This window comes from Gilliamella sp. Pas-s95 (assembly GCF_009795795.1).
Taxonomy (GTDB): domain Bacteria; phylum Pseudomonadota; class Gammaproteobacteria; order Enterobacterales; family Orbaceae; genus Gilliamella; species Gilliamella bombicola.
In genome coordinates this window covers 46,917-66,625 of the sequence record NZ_WTFC01000003.1, presented here as the reverse complement: position 1 = coordinate 66,625, position 19,709 = coordinate 46,917, and the positions used below count along the sequence as shown (strand labels likewise).

The 19,709-nt window shown below is 35.2% G+C and carries 18 protein-coding genes and 1 tRNA gene; 15 read left to right on the top strand and 4 right to left on the bottom strand.

Annotation, left to right across the window (positions count from 1 at the left end):
* The first annotated feature begins 91 nt into the window (after positions 1-91).
* The gene (locus tag GQ598_RS01530; RefSeq protein ID WP_160402037.1) at positions 92-1,066 is read left to right on the top strand and encodes an ornithine cyclodeaminase family protein; all 975 of its coding nucleotides are present in this window, start codon (positions 92-94) and stop codon (positions 1,064-1,066) included.
* 67 nt (positions 1,067-1,133) lie between these two features.
* On the opposite strand, the gene gpsA is transcribed toward GQ598_RS01530, so the two are convergent.
* From gpsA to GQ598_RS01515, 3 genes are read right to left on the bottom strand one after another with little or no spacing between them, the layout of a single operon-like run.
* Complete coding sequence (gene gpsA, locus GQ598_RS01525; protein ID WP_202112631.1) at positions 1,134-2,147, bottom strand: NAD(P)H-dependent glycerol-3-phosphate dehydrogenase; 1,014 nt, start codon at positions 2,145-2,147, stop codon at positions 1,134-1,136.
* Between the two features lie 46 nt (positions 2,148-2,193).
* Positions 2,194-2,670 (bottom strand): protein-export chaperone SecB, encoded by a 477-nt coding sequence (gene secB / locus GQ598_RS01520; RefSeq protein ID WP_091348870.1) that lies wholly within the window; start codon positions 2,668-2,670, stop codon positions 2,194-2,196.
* Between the two features lie 25 nt (positions 2,671-2,695).
* Positions 2,696-3,136, bottom strand: coding sequence for a rhodanese-like domain-containing protein (locus GQ598_RS01515; RefSeq protein ID WP_160402036.1), 441 nt, complete (start codon positions 3,134-3,136; stop codon positions 2,696-2,698).
* Between the two features lie 154 nt (positions 3,137-3,290).
* Between GQ598_RS01515 and GQ598_RS01510 the strand changes: the two genes are divergently transcribed.
* The 12 genes from GQ598_RS01510 (at position 3,291) to GQ598_RS01455 (ending at position 17,221) form a co-directional block, all read left to right on the top strand.
* Positions 3,291-3,788: a DUF4952 domain-containing protein gene (locus GQ598_RS01510; protein WP_237410293.1), complete on the top strand. Its 498-nt coding sequence runs from the start codon at positions 3,291-3,293 to the stop codon at positions 3,786-3,788.
* 301 nt (positions 3,789-4,089) lie between these two features.
* Positions 4,090-5,499 carry a glutamate--ammonia ligase gene (glnA, locus tag GQ598_RS01505; RefSeq protein WP_160402034.1) on the top strand — a complete coding sequence of 470 codons (1,410 nt, stop codon included), beginning with the start codon at positions 4,090-4,092 and terminating at the stop codon, positions 5,497-5,499.
* A 75-nt stretch (positions 5,500-5,574) separates the two neighbouring features.
* Positions 5,575-6,624 carry a nitrogen regulation protein NR(II) gene (gene glnL, locus GQ598_RS01500; protein ID WP_160402033.1) on the top strand — a complete coding sequence of 350 codons (1,050 nt, stop codon included), beginning with the start codon at positions 5,575-5,577 and terminating at the stop codon, positions 6,622-6,624.
* 11 nt (positions 6,625-6,635) lie between these two features.
* Positions 6,636-8,090, top strand: a complete 1,455-nt coding sequence (gene glnG, locus GQ598_RS01495; RefSeq protein WP_160402032.1) for a nitrogen regulation protein NR(I) — start codon at positions 6,636-6,638, stop codon at positions 8,088-8,090.
* 233 nt (positions 8,091-8,323) lie between these two features.
* A complete protein-coding gene (locus GQ598_RS01490) occupies positions 8,324-9,265 on the top strand; it encodes a siderophore ABC transporter substrate-binding protein (RefSeq protein ID WP_370516512.1) in 942 nt (313 codons plus the stop codon).
* Between the two features lie 11 nt (positions 9,266-9,276).
* Positions 9,277-10,233: an ABC transporter permease gene (locus GQ598_RS01485; RefSeq protein WP_160402062.1), complete on the top strand. Its 957-nt coding sequence runs from the start codon at positions 9,277-9,279 to the stop codon at positions 10,231-10,233.
* The gene (locus tag GQ598_RS01480) at positions 10,223-11,194 is read left to right on the top strand and encodes an iron chelate uptake ABC transporter family permease subunit (RefSeq protein ID WP_160402030.1); all 972 of its coding nucleotides are present in this window, start codon (positions 10,223-10,225) and stop codon (positions 11,192-11,194) included. Before GQ598_RS01485 ends, GQ598_RS01480 begins: the two co-directional genes overlap by 11 nt.
* Entirely contained in the window at positions 11,191-11,946 is a 756-nt protein-coding gene (locus GQ598_RS01475; protein ID WP_160402029.1) for an ATP-binding cassette domain-containing protein, read from the top strand. The genes GQ598_RS01480 and GQ598_RS01475 overlap by 4 nt, the downstream gene beginning before the upstream one ends.
* Positions 11,947-12,143: 197 nt before the next feature.
* A complete protein-coding gene (gene cra / locus GQ598_RS01470; RefSeq protein ID WP_160402028.1) occupies positions 12,144-13,151 on the top strand; it encodes a catabolite repressor/activator in 1,008 nt (335 codons plus the stop codon).
* A 212-nt stretch (positions 13,152-13,363) separates the two neighbouring features.
* Entirely contained in the window at positions 13,364-14,536 is a 1,173-nt protein-coding gene (fruB, locus tag GQ598_RS01465) for a fused PTS fructose transporter subunit IIA/HPr protein (RefSeq protein ID WP_160402027.1), read from the top strand.
* The gene (fruK, locus tag GQ598_RS01460; protein WP_160402026.1) at positions 14,537-15,472 is read left to right on the top strand and encodes a 1-phosphofructokinase; all 936 of its coding nucleotides are present in this window, start codon (positions 14,537-14,539) and stop codon (positions 15,470-15,472) included. It abuts the gene before it with no gap.
* 9 nt (positions 15,473-15,481) lie between these two features.
* On the top strand, positions 15,482-17,221 hold the full coding sequence (locus GQ598_RS01455; RefSeq protein WP_160402025.1) for a fructose-specific PTS transporter subunit EIIC: 1,740 nt from the start codon (positions 15,482-15,484) through the stop codon (positions 17,219-17,221).
* Between the two features lie 58 nt (positions 17,222-17,279).
* Here the strand turns inward: GQ598_RS01455 and GQ598_RS01450 are convergent, their stop codons facing one another.
* On the bottom strand, positions 17,280-17,855 hold the full coding sequence (locus GQ598_RS01450) for a TIGR00730 family Rossman fold protein (protein ID WP_160402024.1): 576 nt from the start codon (positions 17,853-17,855) through the stop codon (positions 17,280-17,282).
* Between the two features lie 148 nt (positions 17,856-18,003).
* Here GQ598_RS01450 and GQ598_RS01445 point away from each other — a divergent pair.
* Positions 18,004-18,079 (top strand) — tRNA-Asn (locus GQ598_RS01445).
* 758 nt (positions 18,080-18,837) lie between these two features.
* Positions 18,838-19,686, top strand: a complete 849-nt coding sequence (gene focA / locus GQ598_RS01440; protein ID WP_237410290.1) for a formate transporter FocA — start codon at positions 18,838-18,840, stop codon at positions 19,684-19,686.
* The last annotated feature ends 23 nt before the right edge of the window (positions 19,687-19,709 follow it).

Below are 19,709 nucleotides of genomic sequence, written 5' to 3'. Positions count from 1 at the left end.
ACAAATTGTTAAAATTTAATTGATAATGATTCTTGATTTAAAAAATAGATAATAGATACTAAGTAAATATAAAAGCAAGTAAGGAACAAAAATGCTCATTTTAACAGCTAAAGATATTGAACAGTTTTATACCATGAAAGATGCGATATCAGCAGATAAGGAAGCTTTAAAAATTTACACTAAAGGGAACTGTGATGTGCCATTGCGCATCAATTTTGATATGCAGAAAGGCCAATGTTTGTTTATGCCAGCACATATTCAAGGTAGTGATATTGTGGGTATCAAAATTGTCTCAGTTTTTCCTGACAATCCTAAATTAGGCAAGCCATCGGTACCTGCTCAAGTTTTAATGTTAGATCCACAAACAGGTGAAGTTTGTGGCATGTTAGATGGTACTTTTGTAACACAGCTCCGTACAGGGGCTGTTCAAGGTGCGGCAACTGATTTATTAGCGCGTAAAGATGCTAGTCGCGCAGTGTTGATTGGTACCGGTGGGCAGGCGATATCCCAACTAGAAGCGATGTTAACTGTGCGTTCATTGACTGATGTTGCTATTTTTGATATTGATACTCAAAAAGCAAAACAATTTACGAATGATATGAAACAACAGTTTTCTAATTTTTCTACAAACCTTTATTTTTCACAAAATTTGGATCAAGATATTGGCCAAGCCGATATTATTACTTCAGTCACGACATCAAAAGTTGTGACATTTAATGGCAATAAAGTCAAACCGGGTACTCATATAAATGGCGTTGGTGCGTATACACCAGAAATGCACGAAATTCCAGAAAATATTGTTGAAAAGGCTAACATTCGCGTACTAGATACCAAAGCGGGCGTGTTTGCCGAAGCAGGGGATATTATTGACCCAATTCAACAAAAATTAGTATCAAAAGATGACTTTTTCGAATTGGGTGATTTAGTGCAAGCTCCTGCTCTATGTCGTCAAAATGATGAGCAAATAACATTATTTAAAACAGTTGGAACAGCAGTATTAGATGTGTATATTGGTTACGATATTTATCTTAAAGCAAAAGAAAAGGGAATAGGTACCTATTTATAATAATTGGTTGTTTGGTTTTTATTATTTCACAGTAATTTTATAATAAAACAATAAGTTAATTTTAAACTTAACTTTTAAGTTCTGCTTTTTGTGAACGTCCAAGTAATGCCATCGCTGCTTGTTTAGGATCTTTATGTTCATAAAGGACCTGATAAATTTGTTCTGTGATTGGCATATCAACATGATATTTTTGAGCTAGTAACCAAACTTCTTTGGTATTATTACATCCTTCGACAACTTGAGCAATGGCATCTTGGGCTTCCTGAATTGATTTATTTTGACCAAGTAAAATTCCAAAACGGCGATTACGAGACTGATTATCTGTACAAGTTAAAACGAGATCGCCTAGCCCTGCCATCCCCATAAAAGTTGCAGGGTCTGCACCTAATGCTGCCCCTAATCGCATCATTTCAGCAAGGCCACGAGTAATTAATGCTGTTCTAGCATTGGCACCAAAACCAAGACCATCAGATAATCCAGCACCAATGGCGATAACGTTTTTGATTGCACCGCCAAGTTGTACTCCAATGAAATCTCCGCTGCTATAAACACGGAAACTTTTACTACAATGAAATAAATGTTGTAATTCTGTTAAAAAGTTTTTATCTGTTGATGCAACAGTTACCGCAGTGGGTAACCCTGATGCTACTTCTTTGGCAAACGTTGGACCAGAAATAACGGCTAATGAAATTTGATTGCCTAAAATTTCTCTTGCGACATCTTGTAATAATCGTCCAGTATTGACTTCAAGTCCTTTTGTTGCCCAGACTATTTTAGAGTCTTGTCGTAAAAATGGCTTGATTTGAGTTAGAATACTTGCAAAAGCGTGACTTGGTACCACAATAAGTAAAATAGATGCAGCTGAAACAGCTGTTTTTAAATCGCTTTCAATTTGTAGTAAATCAGGAAAAGGAATATCAGGTAAAAATTGTTTATTTTGCCTATCATGCTGCAAAATGACCATTTTATCAGGGTTATGACCCCATAATAAAGTTGAGTGGCCATTTCGTGCCAGTAAAATAGCTAAAGAGGTTCCGTAAGATCCTGCGCCAATTACTGTAACTGCAGCATTTTTTTTCATAATAATCCAATAAACTTATCGTTAATTAAATAAAATATAATAATTATTATTGTAATGTTTCAGTAGATTTGGCTTGTTGTTGCTGTTGTTGAAGATAATTAATAAATAATGCTTCAAAATTTACTGGCTCTAAATTTATTTGAGGAAATGTCCCTTTATTGACTAAACTCGAAATGACCTCACGTGCGTAAGGGAATAAGATGTTTGGACAATAGGCACCAACACAATGTTGAATTTGACCTTCATCGAATCCGATAAGTGAAAAAATACCCGCTTGAGTCACTTCACAAATATATACTACTTCGTCTTGTTGTTTTACTGTTACAGTAACGCGAAGCGCAACTTCATACACATTTTCACTTAACCCTTGTGAAGATGAATTTAATTCAATATTTAATTCTGGTTGCCATTGTTTTGTAAAAATTTCAGGAACATTATTAGTTTCAAATGAAACATCTTTAGTATAAATACGTTGAATAGCAAACTGTGTTTCAGGTTGTTGTGTATTGTTTTGTTCTGTCATGATAAAGCCTTATTTTAAAATTATATTATTTTCTAACTAATGGTAAATTTTCGCCATTCCATCCTGCAATGCCATCTTTTAAAGCATGCACATGTAAAAAACCTTGTTTGACCAGTGACTCACCAATGCCAACGGATGATAGACCATTTTCATCAATTAAAATGATGGGGATTTCTTTAAATTTTTCAATTGATTTTGCACTCTCGTTTTTTATGTCTATCGGTAAAATATTATAAGATTCAGTAACATGACCTTTTTTAAAACTATCAGCAGATCGAATATCAATAATAACCGCGTTTTGTTTGTTGATCATATGAATAGCTTGCACATTATTTATAATTTGAACCTTAGATAATTTACTTTTAATTGTTAATACAATGATTGCAATAAATAAAACGATCCAACCTAATGAAAGCAAAAGATGATTTTTTATAAAAGGTATAATTTCGAGTGTAATAAATTCCATACTTGTATGATTACCTAATTTTTTTCAGTTTTAAGGTGAGATTATAACGATATTGCGTAATGAAATATAGTGCCAATAATTGAAAAATTGCTTTATAGTGAATGGTTTTGTTTTAAAAGGTTATAAAATATGTTGGATATAAGGAAAAATTTTGATGCAATTTAGAGTGCCTATCTTACTATTTTTGTTATTTTTTTCTGTTTCGTCTGTGATGGCTAATGGTAATTACAATGTAGTTTTAAAGCAAGTTAGTGGTGAAAAACATGCTTCACTTATTGAACCTTCGAGTTATGATCCAGATTTGACTTGCCGTGATTTTTTACGTGAATTTGATGATGCTGCACCGGATTATTTTCAATATGAACGTTGTGATGTTGATGATTATGGGCAAACAAGATCGATTGAAGCCATTTATAAAATAGAAGGGAAAGATGCAAAACAAGCTCAAGAGTATTTAACTCAGAAAATGGGAATGACTGAACTAAAGTTGGTTTGTTGCCATTGGGAAATGGGCGGTCAGAATGTAACGATAATTAATCCAAAAGATAATATGTACTATTATGTTGTATTGGTTTCAGAAGAAACCATTGGACATGATTGGGATAAGGTAACATTTTACTTAATTGTCTCTGGTGATAGATCTCCAGTGTAGTTTTGGGAGTATTATTCGGCAAGTGATCTGCAGCGTGGTAATTTACTATCAATTCAAGTGTAAATATTGTCGATTTAGACGATTAAATGACTGTGAAAGTATGATGAATTATTTTGGTGCATTAAGTTGGTGCTTATCTAACCATTATGGTGCAACATTAAGATCTATGTTACTATTTGTGATACTTGCTTCATGAATGCACCGTTGAAAAATTGGCATTATATTTGCATAGGTTATGACAGTTTGGCAAAAATGCCTTAAAAACTGAACAATTATTATTTGTCCTTAATGGAGAAGATACATGTCTACACAAAAAGTTTTAACACTAATTAAAGAAAACGATGTTAAGTTTGTTGATTTGCGCTTTACTGATACTAAAGGTAAAGAACAACACGTAACAATACCTGTCAGTCAAATCGATGCTGATTTTTTTGAAGATGGTAAAATGTTCGACGGTTCATCGATTGCTGGGTGGAAAGGGATTAATGAGTCAGATATGGTGCTAATGCCTGACGCTTCAACAGCCGTAATCGATCCATTTTTTGAAGATACAACGTTAAACCTTCGTTGTGATGTATTAGAGCCAGCAACTTTACAAGGGTATGATCGTGACCCTCGTTCAATCGCTAAACGTGCCGAAGAGTATCTAAAATCATCAGGTATTGCTGATACTGTGATTTTTGGGCCTGAACCAGAATTTTTCTTATTTGATGATGTCCGCTTTGGTTCGCCAATGTCCGGTAGTTTTGTGCATATTGATGATATTGAAGCGGCTTGGAATTCTGGTACAAAATATGAAGAAGGTAATAAAGCGCATCGTCCTGGCGTAAAAGGTGGATATTTTCCACTTCCACCCGTTGATTCCTCGCAAGATATCCGTTCTGAAATGTGTTTAATTATGGAGCAACTTGGCTTAGTGGTTGAAGCCCACCATCATGAAGTTGCTACTGCGGGGCAAAACGAAATAGCCTGTCGCTTTAATACGCTAACTAAAAAAGCTGATGAAGTGCAAATCTATAAATATGTCGTACAAAATGTGGCACACGCTTATGGTAAAACAGCGACATTTATGCCAAAACCAATGTTTGGTGATAATGGTTCTGGTATGCACTGTCACCAATCATTAGCGAAAGATGGCGTAAATTTATTCGCTGGGGATAAATATGCGGGTCTTTCAGAAATGGCATTATTCTATATTGGTGGTATTATCAAACATGCAAAAGCCCTCAATGCTTTTACTAACCCTGCAACTAACTCTTATAAACGTCTGGTTCCGGGCTATGAAGCGCCAGTTATGCTTGCATATTCTGCTCGTAACCGTTCTGCATCAATTCGTATTCCTGTTGTGACTAGCCCTAAAGCGCGTCGTATTGAGGTTCGCTTCCCTGATCCAGCCGGTAATCCATACTTATCATTTGCTGCGCAGTTAATGGCTGGTTTAGATGGTATTATTAATAAAATTCACCCTGGCGATGCGATGGATAAAAACTTATACGATTTACCACCAGAGGAATCTAAATTAATTCCTCAAGTCGCAGGTTCGCTTGAAGAGGCACTTAATGCATTAGATGCAGATCGTGAATTCTTAACACGTGGTAATGTCTTTACTAATGATACTATTGATGCATATATTGATTTAAAACGTCAAGATGTTGATCGTGTACGTATGACGCCACATCCAGTTGAATTTGAGTTGTACTATAGCTTATAAATTATTTTTTATATAACTTAGTGTGTTACCCACCGCTTGTTAGCGGTGGTTTCTAATCAGGACGGAAATCCAACGATGACATTTAATAATGAATCTGATGCTAATCTTGTTCTTGATTCTATGATTACAAGTATTTTATTACTTGATACAAAGCTCAGTATTCTCTATGCCAATACTGCAGCACAGCAGTTACTAGCACAAAGTTCTAAAAAACTATTAGAAAGTTACTTTCCTGATTTATTAGGGTATTTCTCGTTAGATATTGATTTGATGCTCAGTGCATTAGCTCAAAATCAAGGTTTTACAGATAATGAAGTTAATTTAGTTATTAATAATGAATTACATATTTTATCGCTGACAGCTCAGCTGTTAGTTAATGGTCGGATTTTGATTGAAATGGCGCCGTTAAATAATCATAAACGCCTTAGCCAAGAACAATTACAACACGCTCAACAAAGTGCCGCTCGTGAATTAGTTCGAGGACTTGCTCATGAAATTAAAAACCCATTAGGTGGGCTCAGAGGTGCAGCTCAGTTATTATCACGAGAGTTACCTAAAAATGAATTGCAAGATTATACAAAAATCATTATTGAACAAGCAGATAGATTACGTAATCTTGTAGATAGATTATTAGGTCCGCAACAACGCTTGCAACAAAAAGAACAAAGCATCTATCAAGCAATAGAGCGTATCTATGCTTTGCTGTGTTTGGAAAAGCCTGTCAATATTGAAATTTTACGCGATTATGATCCAAGCTTACCTGATTTTATCCATGATTCAGAACAAATAGAACAAGTAATTTTGAATATTGTTCGCAATGCTTTGCAGGCCATTGGTTCGAATACTGGCACTATTACTATTAAGACAAGAACGGCTTTTCAGGTTACTTTACATGGACAACGTTACCGGTTATGCGCTCGTATTGATATTGAAGATACAGGACCGGGTGTGCCAGTTCATATTCAAGACACTTTATTTTACCCTATGGTTAGTGGATATAAAGATGGTACGGGTATTGGTCTTTCGATTGCTCATAATATTGTTGATCAACATTGCGGTAAAATCGAATTTAATAGTTGGCCTGGGCATACAGTGTTTTCTGTCTATTTGCCAATTAAGCAGTGAGGTAAGTTAATATGAATGTTTGGATTGTTGATGACGATAGTTCAATTCGTTGGGTATTAGAAAAAGCATTAACTCATGCTCATTTCAACTGTGTCAGCTTTTCAACTGGTCAAGATGTGATGGACGCTTTGATTACTTATGCTGAAAAACCAGCGGTATTAATCTCAGATATCAAAATGCCGGGGATTGATGGTTTGACATTGCTCCACTATGTTAAAGAAAAATTGCCTCATTTACCTGTTATTATTATGACTGCACATTCGGATCTTGATGCAGCAGTAAATGCCTATCAAAAAGGTGCTTACGATTATATCCCAAAACCCTTTGATGTGGACGAAGTTATACAACTGGTTGAGCGTGCAATTTTGCAAACTCAAAGTAACAAAACCAGCAATAATACAACAGCAAAAGCATCAACAGGTATTATTGGTGAAGCTCCTTCAATGCAAGAGGTCTTTCGTATTATTGGTCGATTATCTAAATCATCAATTAGTGTATTAATTAATGGCGAATCAGGAACAGGTAAAGAATTAGTTGCAAAAGCACTACACACTCACAGCCCACGTTCACAATCCCCTTTTATTGCATTGAATATGGCGGCTATTCCTAAAGATTTGATTGAGTCTGAGCTTTTTGGGCATGAAAAAGGTGCATTTACAGGTGCTGCTCAAATTAGACATGGACGCTTTGAACAGGCTAATGGGGGGACTTTATTTTTAGACGAAATTGGTGATATGCCGCTTGATGTTCAAACTCGGTTATTAAGGGTGCTTGCTGATGGGCAGTTTTATCGTATTGGTGGTTATTCGCCCGTTAAAGTTGACGTGCGTATTATTGCTGCTACACATCAAGATTTGGATGCAAGAGTCAGGGAAGGAAAATTTAGAGAAGACTTGTTTCATCGTTTAAATGTGATTCGTATATTACTTCCACCTTTACGCGATAGAGCACAAGATATTCCAAAACTTGCTGAACATTTTTTACACACAACGGCAAAGGAGCTTGGGGTAGAAAGCAAAATACTAAGCCCAGAAGCATTAGATGTCTTGTGCCAATTTAACTGGCCTGGTAATGTCCGACAACTTGAAAACACCTGTCGTTGGATTACAGTAATGTCTTCAAATAAAGAGGTTTTTGTTCAAGAGTTACCGCCAGAGTTGTTGCAGTTATCAACAACTAAAACGATTGACAATAATGAACATATTACATTGCCTGCTAGTCACTTGCCACAACAACAAACAGACTGGAAACTGTTACTAGAACAATGGGCAAAACAAGCACTCACAAATGGTCAAACTGGCATTTTAACTGAAGTGATACACGATGTTGAATGTATCTTATTAAAGAGTGCACTCAATTTTACTCGAGGTCACAAACAAGATGCCGCTCATCTATTAGGATGGGGGCGCAATACATTAACTCGTAAGCTTAAAGATTTATCAATTTCTCTAAATCAGGAGTTTTAACTATTAATATTCACTATGCTACCGAATAAATCGGTAGCTTTTTTTATTCTATTTATTATCGTTTTACTTCTATTTAGCCTGTCCTTTATTGCATATTATGATTTTAAACGCTTAAAGTTCATTGAACCTTATATCTTTTTTAGTTACAATCTTAACGTAAATGATAATTATTATAATTATCATTTTTGGATTTTTATTCAGGCTGATAATTAGGAGTTATAATGTATTCATATATTAAAGCGAAATTAGTAATTTTACTTACGGTCTTACTTGTTTTAGTTGGATGTGACAATAAAAAAGAACAGCAACCATCTGTAAAAACGGTTACCATTGAACATTCTCAAGGCAAAACTGAAGTACCTGACAACCCTAAAAAAGTTGTTGTTTTTAATACTGCAACGCTTGATATTATGGATGCATTAAATATTCCAGTTACAGCAGTGCCTCAATCAGATGTACATTACCCAACTTTCTTATCCAAATATGACAGTAAAGAATATACTAATGTGGGTACTTTATTTGAACCAAATTATGAAGTTTTAAGTTCAATTCAGCCTGATATTATTATTGCTGGCGGTCGAGCCAATGATGCCTATAATAAATTAAATGATATTGCTCCAACAATTTCGTTAGATATTGATTACAATAATTTTTTAGGAAGCATAACTCAAAGAACCCGACAATTAGGTGATATTTTTCATAAGCAAAATGAAGCTGATAAGTTATTGACTGATTTTAATCAAAAAATAGAACAGCTAAAACAAAAAACAAGCACAGCAGGAAGTGCATTAGTTATCATGGTTAATGGTGGAAAAATGTCTGCTTATAGTGAAAAATCTCGTTTTGGTTTTGTATTTGATGTATTAGGATTCAAACCAGCAACAACTTTCCAAGAAGCAGGCCGTCACGGTAATGCTGTTACTTCAGAATTTATCTTAAGTGTTAATCCAGAATGGTTATTTGTTTTAGATAGAGATAATGCAATTGGTAATAAAGAGGCACAATCAGCACAGCAAGTATTGAATAATGAGTTAATTAAAAAAACCTCAGCATGGCAGCACAATCATATTGTTTATTTAGATTCAACATCGATCTATATTTCTGGCGGTATTCAAACTTATAGTCATTTAATGGATCAAATAGATGTCGCTTTGCAAACTGAACCAGCCCATTAATGTAAAGCATGATTAAATCTTTTTATTTTATTGCAGGTATTTTCATTTTATTGATCATGACTGCAATAAGTTTGTTTATCGGTGCTGGGAATGTGACGCTATTGGACTTATGGTCTGATAGCAACATGCGCGAAATTTTCTTTGTTAGCCGTGTACCTAGAACGGTTGCTTTATTATTAGCAGGTAGTGCCATGAGTGTTGCTGGGTTAATAATGCAACTGTTAACCCAAAATCGATTTGTTGAACCCTCTTTAGTTGGCACAACACAATCAGCAAGTCTTGGCTTATTAATTATGATGGTGTTAGCTCCTAGCGCAAGTGTCATGACTAAAATGACCGTTGCCAGCTTATTTGCTATGGTCGGTACGATGGTTTTTATGATGATTTCTCGTAAAATCATTTTTAAATCAGCACTTATGGTGCCTCTTGTTGGTATTATGTTTGGAGCCGTTATTAGCGCAGTTACTACATTTTTTGCTATGTATTTTGATTTGCTACAATCACTAGGTGGGTGGGAATCCGGTGATTTTTCTGGTATTTTGCAAGGTCGTTATGAATTATTATGGCTAGTTGGCGGATTAACGATAGTTGCTTGTTGGAGTGCAGATCAATTTACCGTTGTTGGCTTAGGTCGAGATTTTTCGATCAATGTTGGGCTTAATTATCGTCGAGTCATGTTGACTGGGCTTATTGTTATTGCATTAATCGGTGGTATTGTCGTTGTTGTTGTCGGTGTTTTACCCTTTCTTGGACTAATTGTACCAAATATTATTAGCTTATTATTTGGTGACAATGTTCGTAAAACCATTCCATGGATCTGTTTATTTGGTAGTGGGCTGGTTTTAATTTGCGATATCATTGGACGGATAATTCGCTATCCTTTTGAAATCCCTGTGAGTGTTATTCTTGGCGTAGTCGGCGCTATTATTTTTTTAATATTATTGAGTCGAAAACGCCATGTTAATTAATCAAAAACGTTATCTTTCAAGTCAAAAAAGAGTCTTTGGGTTATTTATTATTGCGTTAATTTGTATTACTTGTTTTATGACGATAGGACTTAAAGGTAATATTGGCTACATTTTGATGCATCGAACTTGGATTATGCTGACAATGATTTTAGTAGCTTTTTCGGCAGCAACATCAACATTACTTTTTCAAACTGTCACCAACAACCGAATATTAACTCCCTCTATTATGGGATTCGAATCGCTATTTGTATTAATACAAACTATTGTGATCTTTTTTATTGATACACAAGGTATTCCTTATATTGGTATGATTGGTAGATTCATTTTTGAATCACTTTTATTAGTTTTATTTTCACTATTTTTGTACCGAGGATTATTTACTAAGCTCAAGCAAAATTTACATCTGGTATTATTAATCGGTATCATTTTAGGAACATTATTCCGCAGTTTATCTAATCTATTACAGCGTTTAATGACACCGTCCGAGTTTGCGATATTGCAAAGCCGCATTTTTGCAACCTTTACTCGTGCTGAGCCGATATTAATCGTCTTTTCATTAGTGCTTGTTGTTATCATCGGTTTGTTTTTATGGCGAATGCGATATCAGTTTGATGTTTTGGCTTTAGGGCGTGATAATGCGGTAAATTTAGGTATTGATTACCAAAAAAGTATTACGATTATTTTATTGTTAGTCTCTGTTTTAGTTTCAATATCGACGGCATTAGTTGGGCCTTTTACTTTCTTAGGGCTTTTAATTGCTAATTTAGCTTATAGTGTTAGTGGATCAAGCCAACATCGTTTTTTACTTCCTACTGCTTTTTTATTAGGTGTTATTTTTCTTGTTGGTGGGCAGATGTTTTTAGAGCGGATATTAAATATGGTTGGTGCATTGTCTATTGTGATTGAATTTATTGGCGGTTCATTGTTTATCTTCTTATTATTAAAAAAGGTGCCGATGTGATAGAAATTGATAATATTAGTAAAAACTATCAAACAATACCTGTATTAAAAAACGTCAACGCGACAATCTCAAAAGGCGGTATTACTGCCATCATTGGTCCAAATGGAGCAGGTAAATCGACATTATTATCGATCATAAGTCGACTTTTACTTGCTGATGAAGGACAAGTTAAAATTCAAAATATGGATGTTGTGAACACGCCAAGCGATAAGTTGGCCACCTATTTATCCGTATTAAGGCAAGAAAATCGTTTTACCAGCAGATTGACTGTTTTTGAATTAGTTGGATTTGGGCGTTATCCTTATAGCAAAGGGCACTTAACTGCTGATGATTATGAATATATCCACCGAGCTCTTGAGTTTTTAGAACTTACGCAATATAAAGATCGCTTTTTAGATGAGCTTTCTGGCGGGCAAAGGCAACGTGCTTATGTTGCCATGGTGCTATGCCAAGATACGGAATATGTATTACTTGACGAACCACTTAATAACCTCGATATGAAACATGCTGTCGCAATGATGAAGCAATTGCGCCGTGCTGCCGATGAACTAGGTAAAACAATTGTGATCGTTATTCATGATATCAACTTTGCATCTGTCTATTCAGACCACATTTTAGCCATGAAAAATGGCGAACTGGTATATCAAGGTAACCCACAACAGATTATGGATGCTGCTATTTTACAAGATATATTTGATACACCGGTCAAAATTGAAAATATTTATGATCAAAATATTGCTATTTATTACTAATGATTAATATGTTTATCATTATGGATAAAATTTAGATATTAACTAAATTTAATTTTTTGAGATTAATCATTTTTATCTTTAGGCTTTGTTATAAAACATGAAGTCAAGCTAACTTATTGAGTAAAATTATAATTATTATTTACAAATTATTTTGATTCAGGTTAAATAACTAACTATATTTTAGTTGGGATAGCGCTATGAAATTAGAACAAATCGCACTTTTAGCTGGTGTTTCAAGGACAACTGCAAGTTATGTTGTTAATGGAAAAGCCAAAAAGTACCGCGTTAGTGACAAGACAATCGAAAAAGTGATGGCAGTGGTCAAACAGTATAATTACCGACCTAATGCAGTTGCAGCAGGGCTTAGAGCTGGTAAAACACGAACTATCGGCATCATTATTCCCGATTTAGAAAACAACAGTTACACTCGCATCGCCAATTATTTAGAACAATTAGCCAGAAAAGAGGGATATCAATTATTATTGGCATGTTCAAAAGATAACCCACAAATCGAAAAAGAATGTGTCAAGCATCTTCAACAACGTCGTGTCGACGCATTACTGATTTCATCGTCATTCGTTTCTAATCAAGATTGTCTTTTTTATGATGACTGGCAAAACGAAAAAATCCCTTTATTTGCGCTAGATAGGATATTGTCTACATCGAAATTTAGAAACATTGTTGGTGCAGACAAACAAGACTCAAAATCGCTAGCTCAAGCATTTAATAACTTTGTACAAGATTCTGTCGTATATATCGGGGCATTACCCAATTTATCTGTTAGTCAACTTCGTCTAGATGGTTTTAACGATATTAAACTTAATCATTGCAATAAAGTTGATTTTTTATATGCAAATAATTATAGTCGTCACGATGCTGATTTTGCCTTTAGTCAATGGCTAGAAAGCCATGCAATGCCTAATGGTATTTTTACGACTTCTTTTTCTTTATTACAAGGAACCATTGATGCAATTTTAAGAAAATTTGGACGTTTGCCCGAAACTTTAACAATTGCTACTTTTGGTGATAATGAATTGTTAGATTTTTTGCCATGTAAAGTAATATCACTTTCACAAGATCATAAAGAAGTTGCTAGTGTCACAATAAAACTATTTTTAAATTATTTGCATAATCAAAACTATCAATCTGGTACCACAATAATCCCAAGACGCTTAATTTATCGGGGTAGTTTGGGTCGTGAATAAATTGATAAATAACAATTTTATTATTTATTTTAAAATAGTTTAAATAAAAACAAGATCCAGATCACAAATAAATTATTAATAGATATAATTTATTGGATAATTAATGTTAATCAATTCATTATTGCTGAAACGATTCAATAAGGTTAATTAAAGGATTTGCTTTTGTGTGAATTTTTAAATCGGCCTACATTTAACCCTGAGGTATTTATGATATGTTTCATTTAGTTAAAGAGAATATTCATTTAAATGAACAAGCCACTAATAAAACTGAAGCGATAAAAAAAATTGCTGCAACCTTAACTAGTGCAGGATTTGTTGAACAAGGTTATGTCGACGGAATGCTTGAACGAGAATCGCAAGCTGCTACCTATCTGGGTATAGGCATTGCTATTCCTCATGGCACAACCAAAACTCGCCATTTAGTCAAAAAAACAGGGGTGCAAGTTTTTTGCTTCCCGAATGGTGTTGAATGGGGAGATGAAGGGGAAAAAGCCTATCTTGCAATCGGTATTGCTGCCAGTTCTGATGAACATTTAGAATTGCTTCGACAATTAACCCACATACTTAGTGCAGATGGTGTTGAAGAACGAATTAAAAAGATCAAAACTACCGATGAAGCCATTGCTATTTTAACTGGCAAAGCAAGTGCTCAAGACAGCCAATTTACTATTGACTCGTCAACATTACTACTTGATATCCCCGCGGATAGTTTAGCTATGCTGCAGGCATTGAATGCCTCGCGTTTAAAACAACAAAATGCGGTAAATGCAACTTTTATTGCTGACGTGTTAGACAGCAAGCCAAATTACCTTGGAAGCGGTGTTTGGTTAAATGATAGCAAAAATGGCAATATAAAAAATGCCATTGCCATTAGCCGTACAACTAGCAATCTAAACGAAATTGGAAATCCGGTTAAATTACTTATCACAATGTCTGTTGTTGATGATGCTGTTTCTGACGTTGTCAGTAATATTGCCTCTTTAGTTTACAATCAAAAACTAGACCAACTAGTATCAGCCAATGCTGATAAAATCATTAATTTGTTGCTTTCTGAGCAGCAGGTATCAGCCTCAAATTCTGCACCACAGACAAGCTCAAATAACGACGGGCTCACTTGTGAATTTATTGTTCCTAACGAAAATGGCTTACATACTCGGCCATCGTCGGTTTTAGTTAAACTCGTTAAAGAATTTAACTGCAAAGTGACTGTTGCTAATTTAGACGGTAAAGGTGAACCAGTAAGTGCAACGAGCTTAATGAAAATTGTTGCACTAGGTGCCAAAAAAGGCAGTCGATTACAATTTACCGCCGTTGGCGACGATGCCGAACAAGCGCTTGAAGCAATTGGAAAAGCGATTGAAAGCGGTTTAGGTGAGGGTGTTTAAATGACTTATCGTATTGCAACAATCACATTAAATCCTGCTTATGACCTTTTAGGTTTTTGCCCAAAAGTGGAGCTTGGTGATGTTAATTTAGTTCAAACTAATGCGTTACTTGCTGCTGGTAAAGGCATCAATGTTGCTAAAGTTTTGTCGGATTTAGATGTTCAATTAACCGTTGGTGGTTTTTTAGGTAAAGAAAACCGTGATGGATTTAATTTATTATTTAAATCATTAAATGTGGTTGATAAATTTGAAACAATTGAAGGTCGTACACGTATCAATGTCAAATTGACCGAAGAAAATAGTGAAGTAACAGATCTGAACTTTTCGGGCTTTACTATTAGTGAGCAAAATTGGCAAAACTTTGTAAAAAACTCTCTTGAATGGTTAAAAAACATTGATATGGTTGCTATCAGCGGTAGCTTACCTGCTGGAGTATCACTTGATAAATTTACAAATTGGATGGAACAAGTTAAAGCGATTTGTCCAAAAGTTGTATTCGATAGTAGCCGAGATGCATTGGTCGCAGGATTAAAAGCAAAACCATGGTTAATCAAACCAAATGATAAAGAGCTTGAAATGTGGATTGGTCGCAAATTATCTACATTGGATGAAGTAAAAAAAGCTGCTATGGAATTAGTTAATGGTGGCGTTGACAATGTCATTATTTCGCTTGGAAGTAAAGGTGCATTATGGGTCACTAAAAATGAAGCATGGTTAGCAAAACCGCCTAAATGCCAAGTAGTTAGCACTGTGGGTGCCGGTGATTCAATGGTTGCTGGTTTAATATATGGTTTAATCACAGAGCAATCAATTAAAGACACTTTAGTATTTGCATCTAGTGTTGCGGCTTTATCGGTTGGACAGGCTGGTGTGGGTATCGCTGAACGCCAAGCTATAAATAATATGCTAGAAAAAATTGAAATAATTGCTGCATAAGGAGTATTCATGAATATATATATTATTGAAGGTAGTCATGCAGGTCCAGTTAATGGACGTTTAGCTAAAGCTGAATTAGCTCTAGCGGCAAATGCATTAAATTTAAACGTAGTTGATAGTGCTGGATCAGCAGATGTTATTGTTGCTGTTGGTTCGGGAACCATTAGTGATAAATCAGTGGTAGGTAAAAAAGTTTATGTTGTTGAAGACTTAAATCAGCTTTTTGCTAATCCAAAACAGATTTTAACTGATGCACAAAGTAAAGCTAGTGTTTATGAACAATCTGCTAAGGTAGCACCAACATCAACGCCAAATAATGGTATAAAAAGAATTGTTGCTGTTACTGCTTGTCCAACAGGAGTTGCACATACCTTTATGGCGGCAGAAGCAATTGAAGAAGAAGCTAAAAAACGGGGGTGGTGGTGTAAAGTTGAAACTCGTGGTTCAGTCGGTGTTGGCAATGAATTAACACCAGAAGAAATCGCTTCTGCCGATGTAGTTATCGCAGCTTGCGATATCGATGTCGACTTAAGCAAATTTACAGGTAAAAAACTTTATCGTACCAAAACAGGACCAGCCCTGAAAAAAACAGCACAAGAATTTGATAAAGCATTTGAAGAAGCAACAGTGTATCAAACAAGTGTTAATGCTTCGGTAGCTAAGTCTAATAAAGAAAAAAAAGGGTTTTATCAACACCTTTTAACGGGTATTTCGTACATGTTACCAATGGTTGTAGCTGGCGGTTTGATTATTGCTCTATCATTTGCATTGGGTGAATTTAAAGATGTATTAAAAACGGTGAAAGTCTTAGAAAATGGCGTAGAAGTAGTAAAAGAAGTATTAGTAAACGAACTTGTTGGAGAGCCGCACTTAAAACAAATTGGCGATATAGCTTTTAGTCTTATGATTCCACTATTAGCTGGGTATATTTCTTCTTCTATTGCTGATAGACCTGGACTTGTTCCTGGACTTGTTGGAGGAATGATAGCTGAGTCAACCAAGGCTGGGTTTTTAGGTGGTATTTTTATTGGTTATTTTGCCGGATATTTGGTTTTGCTCATGACGAGATATCTACGGTTACCAAAAAGTATGGAAGCGTTAAAACCGATTTTGGTTATTCCTTTATTAGCAACCCTAATAGCAGGTCTTACGATGGAATATACAGGGATCCCTATTGCGTGGTTAATGAATGCGTTAAATGTTTGGCTAAAATCTATGAATACTGCTAATGCCGTAATTTTAGGTGTGATTTTAGGTGGTATGATGTGTGCTGATATGGGGGGACCAATTAACAAAGCTGCGTACGTCTTTGGTACCTCATTAATTCCAACCCATGTTTATGAACCAATGGCAGCTATTATGGCGGGCGGAATGGTTCCACCTTTAGCAATGGGGATTGCAACACTTATTGCACGCAAAAAATTTGCTAAAACTGAACAAGAAAGTGGTAAAGCTTCATTGGTTTTAGGTTTATGCTTTATATCCGAAGGGGCAATTCCATTTGCCGCTCGTGATCCATTGCGCGTTATTCCATGTTGTATTATTGGTGGTGCTATCACTGGAGGTATGGCGTTAGCCTTTGGTTCTCAGCTCATGACTCCACATGGAGGATTATTTGCCTTAGCGATACCAGGCGTGGTTAAACCAGTAGTCGGCTACCTGTTATCTATTGTTGCTGGTTCTGTTATTGCAGGTGTGGCATATTCATTTATTAAAAAACCAGAATCAGAATCTACAACCGTAGCTTAATATTGATAATATAAATAAAAAACGCCATCAAATGATGGCGTTTTTTATCATCAATGTATTATTTTTTTACCCAACGCTGTAAGTCTTTAGGAATAAAGTGATCTATTTGTTGTAATATCAATTGAGGATCTTCCGAAACGATTAATGTTTTATAAAAACTATCTCGAACAAACCCTTCGTTCACAGCATGTTGTAAAAAATTGAGCATAGGCTGCCAAAATTCAGCCGGATTAAATAAAGCTACCGGCTTTTCGTGATAACCAATTTGCATTCCCGTCCAGACTTCAAAAACTTCTTCTAGCGTACCTGTTCCGCCTGGCATAGCAATAAAACCATCAGCAAGCTCAGAGAGTCTTGCTTTGCGCTGATGCATATTATCCACCACTTCTAAACGAGTGATTCCGTGGTGAGCTGTTTCGGCTTTAACTAAGCGTTCCGGGATAATGCCAATTACTTCGCCTCCATGAGCCAAGACTGCATTAGCAATAATCCCCATTAAGCCTTTATTACCACCACCATAGATTAGACTCCTGTGTTGCTCAGCTAACATTTTACCTAATTGTTCAGCATGAGTACGATATTCTGGACGATTTCCTTCACCAGCACCACAAAAAACACAAATATTTTTTTTCATCAATTTTATTCTACCTTTTGTATTACTTACCTATTATTTTAACACAGTAATCACAGAATTTGCTTACAAGCTGAGCAGTTGATTCTGTTTGGTGTTTTAGAGATTGACATTGTTGTTATAGATAGTTAATATTCTGCCTGTTGAGTGTTCCTCCATAGTTCAGTCGGTAGAACGGCGGACTGTTAATCCGTATGTCACAGGTTCAAGTCCTGTTGGAGGAGCCAATTTTCGAATAATTAGAAACCTGCTTATAAGCAGGTTTTTTTACGTCAATAATATACGTATTGATTCCTTTCATTGCTGCAGTAAATACGCTTAAAACCACATTTTATCAGTTATATATAATTTATATATCATTATTATAAAAATATATTTGGAGAATATCTAAGTTTAGCGGTAGCTTTTTAATATTTTCACATAAAATCAGATTCAAAATATGTGATAAACTCCTAAGGCTCAGATGGTAATTACGCATATTCCGTCAATACAAAAAAACTATGGTGCCAAAATCAAAATTATGGTTGATCTATAACATCTTAAAATTACTGATTGTGATCAGACTCTGTTAACCAACTATTTGATTAATTTATCATTAATACTATAACCGAAAATCTACCTTTTATCGAAATTAAACCAGCGAAGGTAATTTGAAGTTGTGTTAAGCAATAACTTTCCCTATTGAATCCATTAATAAGTGTGAGTTTATTTCTCTGCGGAAAAGGTGTTTTTTCTAAAAGACATTCAATAACATGTTGATTTTATTTGTTTTATTGTTTTTTTACAAAAAAAACAAACGTCTCCAAATCAAAATTTCTACTTTTCCCTAGAAAAATCTCCTATGAAATTTTTATTATTAGCAACTTCTTTAATAAACAGCGATTTTTTTATTTTTAAAATTTTTTCATAAAAAAAACGTGATCTGCCTCAATTTTTGAGTATACTATGCGTCTCATAAAACCCTAGTTTTTTTGAGGATGTTAGTTTGAGTACCGATAAACTTGTAGATTCCTATTCTCCCGCACAAATGACCCAAATTGCCGAAGATATTGGTAATTACAAAGTAAACAAACACCCATGTAGTACAATTTTATCCGCAATGCTTGCGGGTGTTTTTATCTCTATCGCTTTTGTATTTTATATTACCGTAACAACTGGAACCACAACCGTTGCTTTTGGTTTAGCAAAATTAGTCGGCGGTATCTGTTTTTCATTAGGACTTATGCTAGTTGTTTGTTGTGGTTCTGACTTATTTACTTCAACCGTATTAACCATTTTACCTAAAATGACTCACAAAGTGAGTTGGGCGAAAATGATCCGTAATTGGATTTTGGTCTATATCGGTAACTTTATTGGTGCTATACTGTTTGTCACAGTTATTTGGTTTTCTGGTCAGTATATGGTTGCTAATGGTTTGTGGGGATTGAATGTTCTACAAACTGCTGATCATAAATTACATCATACCTTTATTGAAGCTGTGTGTCTTGGTTTTCTCGCTAATTTAATGGTTTGTTTGGCTGCTTGGATGAGTTATGCTGGACGTAGTTTACTCGATAAAATGCTCATTATGGTATTACCTGTCGCTATGTTTGTCGCTAGCGGTTTTGAGCATAGCATTGCAAATATGTTTATGATCCCAATGGGCATTGTCATTAACAATTTTGCTTCTCCTGAATTTTGGCAAGCAGTTGGTGTGTCACCTGATGCATTTAAAGAGCTAACAGTAACACATTTTGTATTTAACAATTTAATCCCAGTGACAATAGGGAATATTTTAGGTGGTTTAGCTGTGGCGCTACCTTATTGGGCTTTATATTTACGTAAGCCGCATTGATTTTATAATATTTACCCTCATAT